This is a genomic window from Methanospirillum sp., assembly GCF_028679455.1.
Taxonomy (GTDB): Archaea; Halobacteriota; Methanomicrobia; order Methanomicrobiales; family Methanospirillaceae; genus Methanospirillum.
Genome location: NZ_JAJRBM010000388.1, coordinates 1 through 2955 on the forward strand (window position 1 = coordinate 1; position 2955 = coordinate 2955).

The 2955-nt window shown below is 46.3% G+C and carries 4 protein-coding genes; all 4 read left to right on the plus strand.

From position 1 onward, the window contains the following. Nucleotides 1–242: PqqD family peptide modification chaperone (locus tag LUQ50_RS13195; protein WP_300040412.1), on the plus strand; the 242-nt coding region annotated here is incomplete at its 5' end. A 30-nt stretch (nucleotides 243–272) separates the two neighbouring features. After that, a complete protein-coding gene (gene scmE, locus LUQ50_RS13200; RefSeq protein WP_300040414.1) occupies nucleotides 273–1364 on the plus strand; it encodes a SynChlorMet cassette radical SAM/SPASM protein ScmE in 1092 nt (363 codons plus the stop codon). Nucleotides 1365–1470: 106 nt separating this feature from the next. Then, nucleotides 1471–2571, plus strand: a complete 1101-nt coding sequence (scmF, locus tag LUQ50_RS13205; protein WP_300040416.1) for a SynChlorMet cassette radical SAM/SPASM protein ScmF — start codon at nucleotides 1471–1473, stop codon at nucleotides 2569–2571. 88 nt (nucleotides 2572–2659) lie between these two features. Next, nucleotides 2660–2955 (plus strand): C-GCAxxG-C-C family (seleno)protein (locus LUQ50_RS13210; RefSeq protein ID WP_300040418.1); only part of this gene is annotated, 296 nt, incomplete at its 3' end.

Here is a 2955-nt window from a genome sequence, read left to right on the forward strand (position 1 = left end):
AGATTTCTCTTCGCGAAGAGTTCGATGACTGGGCACTCCTCTTCAACCCAGACACCGGAGAGGCCGTAGGTTTGACTCCAACCGGTGTTACGATCTGGAAATCAATGAAGGAAGGAAAGGATCTTAATGGTGTACTCGCAACATTTCAGAATGAGTATGAAGGCCTCCCTGAAGATTTGAAATCAGAAATAAAACAATTCTGTGACGATATCGTACGACTTGGATATGCTCATACCGGATGATACGGGATTATGATCGAGAACCGCAGGGTGATGAAGACACCGAAGTCCATTGACGTTGATATCACATCCAGGTGTAACCTGCATTGTAAATACTGTTTTCACCGGACAAGCCCGGCAGATACCGGTAGGGAAATATCTGCATCTGAATGGACAAAATTCTTTGAAGAATGCGGAAATGCTGGGGTCATGACCATCACTATCGGAGGAGGCGAACCCTTCATCAAGAAGGATCTACCGGATATAATCAGGGGGATCGTCGCTAATCGGATGAGATTTGTTCTCCTCTCGAACGGTGGTCTTATCACCCCCGAAATAGCTAATTTCATCGCTTCGACAGGGAGGTGTGATTATGTACAGATATCGATCGATGGATCCTGTGCAGCCGTCCATGATCGGTTCCGTGGCACCGGGGCATTTGACGGGGCAATTCGGGGGATTACGATACTCAAAGAAGCTGGAGCCCCGGTCACCTCACGAATTACGATTCACCGGTACAATCTTGATGATCTCGAGAATGCGGTTCATCTCCTCCTTGATGAGATCAACATGGGAGTGATCTCTACCAATAGTGTCAGTAATCAGGGACTTGCCAGAGAGAATGAGGAAGAGGTGAGCCTCACGCCTGCAGAGACCTGCATCGCGATGGAAAAAATAATCGAACTCGCAAAACTGTACAATAACCGGATAACTGCCACCGCCGGCCCTCTTTCCCAGGGACGAGAATTTCAGGAGATGGAACGGGCCCGGCTAGACGGTCGAACCATTCCGGGTCGTGGCTTTTTATCCGGGTGTGGATGTATGTGGAATAAGATGGCAGTCAGGCCGGATGGAACCTATGTTCCTTGTGGTATGCTCTCCCATATTGAGTTAGGGAAGATTAATCAGGATAGATTACTGGACATATGGCAGAATCATCCTGAATTTACCCGGTTGAGGCAGCGATACACCATTCCGCTCTCGAAATTTCCTGATTGTATTGACTGTGGGTATCAGATGGTCTGCACCGGTAACTGCCCGGCTGACGGGTATTCAAGCACCGGGGATGTGTATGTTCCCAGCCCTAACGGATGTTTGAAGAAGTTCCTAACTGATGGTGGACGGATCGTCAGCATTCCAGAGTAAATAATTGATGAATTCAAATGATGAGAGTCTATGCATACATGATTAAATAATAGATTCTGGTCACTGAATCAAAGAATATCAGATTAATTCGTGTTGTCAGATTACTATGACTGAACAATCCAAAACAAAAATTACTCATATTCCTTCTCTGGAAACCCTGTATTTTTATCTCACTGGTGACTGCAATATGGCCTGTCGTCACTGCTGGATAGCTCCGACGTTTGAAAACTCTGATCGATCACAGATGGGTTTGCCAGTCGATCTCCTTAAAAAAATCATTACCGAAGCAAAAGAGATTGGGCTTTCCGGAGTAAAACTGACCGGCGGAGAACCACTGATACACCCAGATATCATTCAAATCCTGCGATATGTCAGGGATCAAAAACTCGTACTGACCATCGAATCGAATGGAGTGGCAATTAATCCACACATTGCCGACCTGATCAAATCCTGCACGGATCCTTTTATTTCGATAAGTATTGATGGAAACCGCGAATCTCATGAATGGATGCGGGGTGTGCAGGGATCCTTTGATCGGGTGTCACAGGGAGTAAAAACCCTCGTGGAAACGGGAATCCACCCTCAGGTGATAATGGCAGTTGCCGGAAGGAATAAAGGAAAAATGGCAGATCTGGCAAAATATGCAGAAAGTATCGGAGCCAGTTCTGTGAAATACAACTTTGTGACCCCGACTGCCAGAGGTCGGGTTATGGAAGCAGAGGGTTCAATTGTTACCGTACAGGAACAGATCGAACTTTCTCAATGGGTGCAGAATGAACTTCAAAAAGAACTGAAGATCCCACTGATGACAAACCTGCCCTATGCCTTCAGGTCGCTCTCATCGATGTATAGCCCGGGAGGAACATGTGGGCGATGTGGCATATTTTCAATTCTTGGGGTTCTGTCAGATGGAACATACGCTCTCTGCGGTATTGGGACCAGTGTACCTGAACTCTGCTTTGGTCATGCTTCCCGGAATCAGATTCAAGAGATATGGGAAAAAGCAGAGGCTTTGAATATGATCCGTGAGCATCTTCCCAAGGATCTGAAAGGGATATGCTCCCGGTGTCTGATGAAAAATATCTGCATCGGCCAATGCATTGCGAATAATTACTATGTGAAAAAAGATCTCTTGGCCGGGCATAAATTCTGTGAAGATGCATTTGAATCAGGATTATTCCCACAAACACGATTAGTTGCAGAGTGAATGGATGATATCTTTACATAAGAATTTACATCGATACGCATAATATCCATCACATAGGGATAGAAACCTCTTCACATACGAGGATAACATGAAGGAACCAGGTAAACCTGTTGACCCGGCCCAGATTAGAGAGAAGGCTGAGGAATATTACCGATCCGGGCAATTTTACTGCTCCGAAGCGATCGTCAAAGCCATTAATGACTCTTTTGGACTTAATTATCCAGATTCAGTTATCCGGCTCGCATCAGGGTTTCCGATTGGTATCGGTGGGGCAGGATGCTCCTGCGGTGCAGTGACAGGCGGTGTGATGGCAATTGGTATGGTCTTTGGCAGAGATCAGCCAAAAGACCCCCGAATTGACCGATGCCTCAATCTTTCCCGTGA

Bases quoted from the DNA above. Each gene is read 5' to 3' on its own strand.
- scmE (WP_300040414.1), top strand. From the start codon at position 273: ATGAAGACACCGAAGTCCATTGACGTTGATATCACATCCAGGTGTAAC.
- scmF (WP_300040416.1), top strand. From the start codon at position 1,471: ATGACTGAACAATCCAAAACAAAAATTACTCATATTCCTTCTCTGGAA.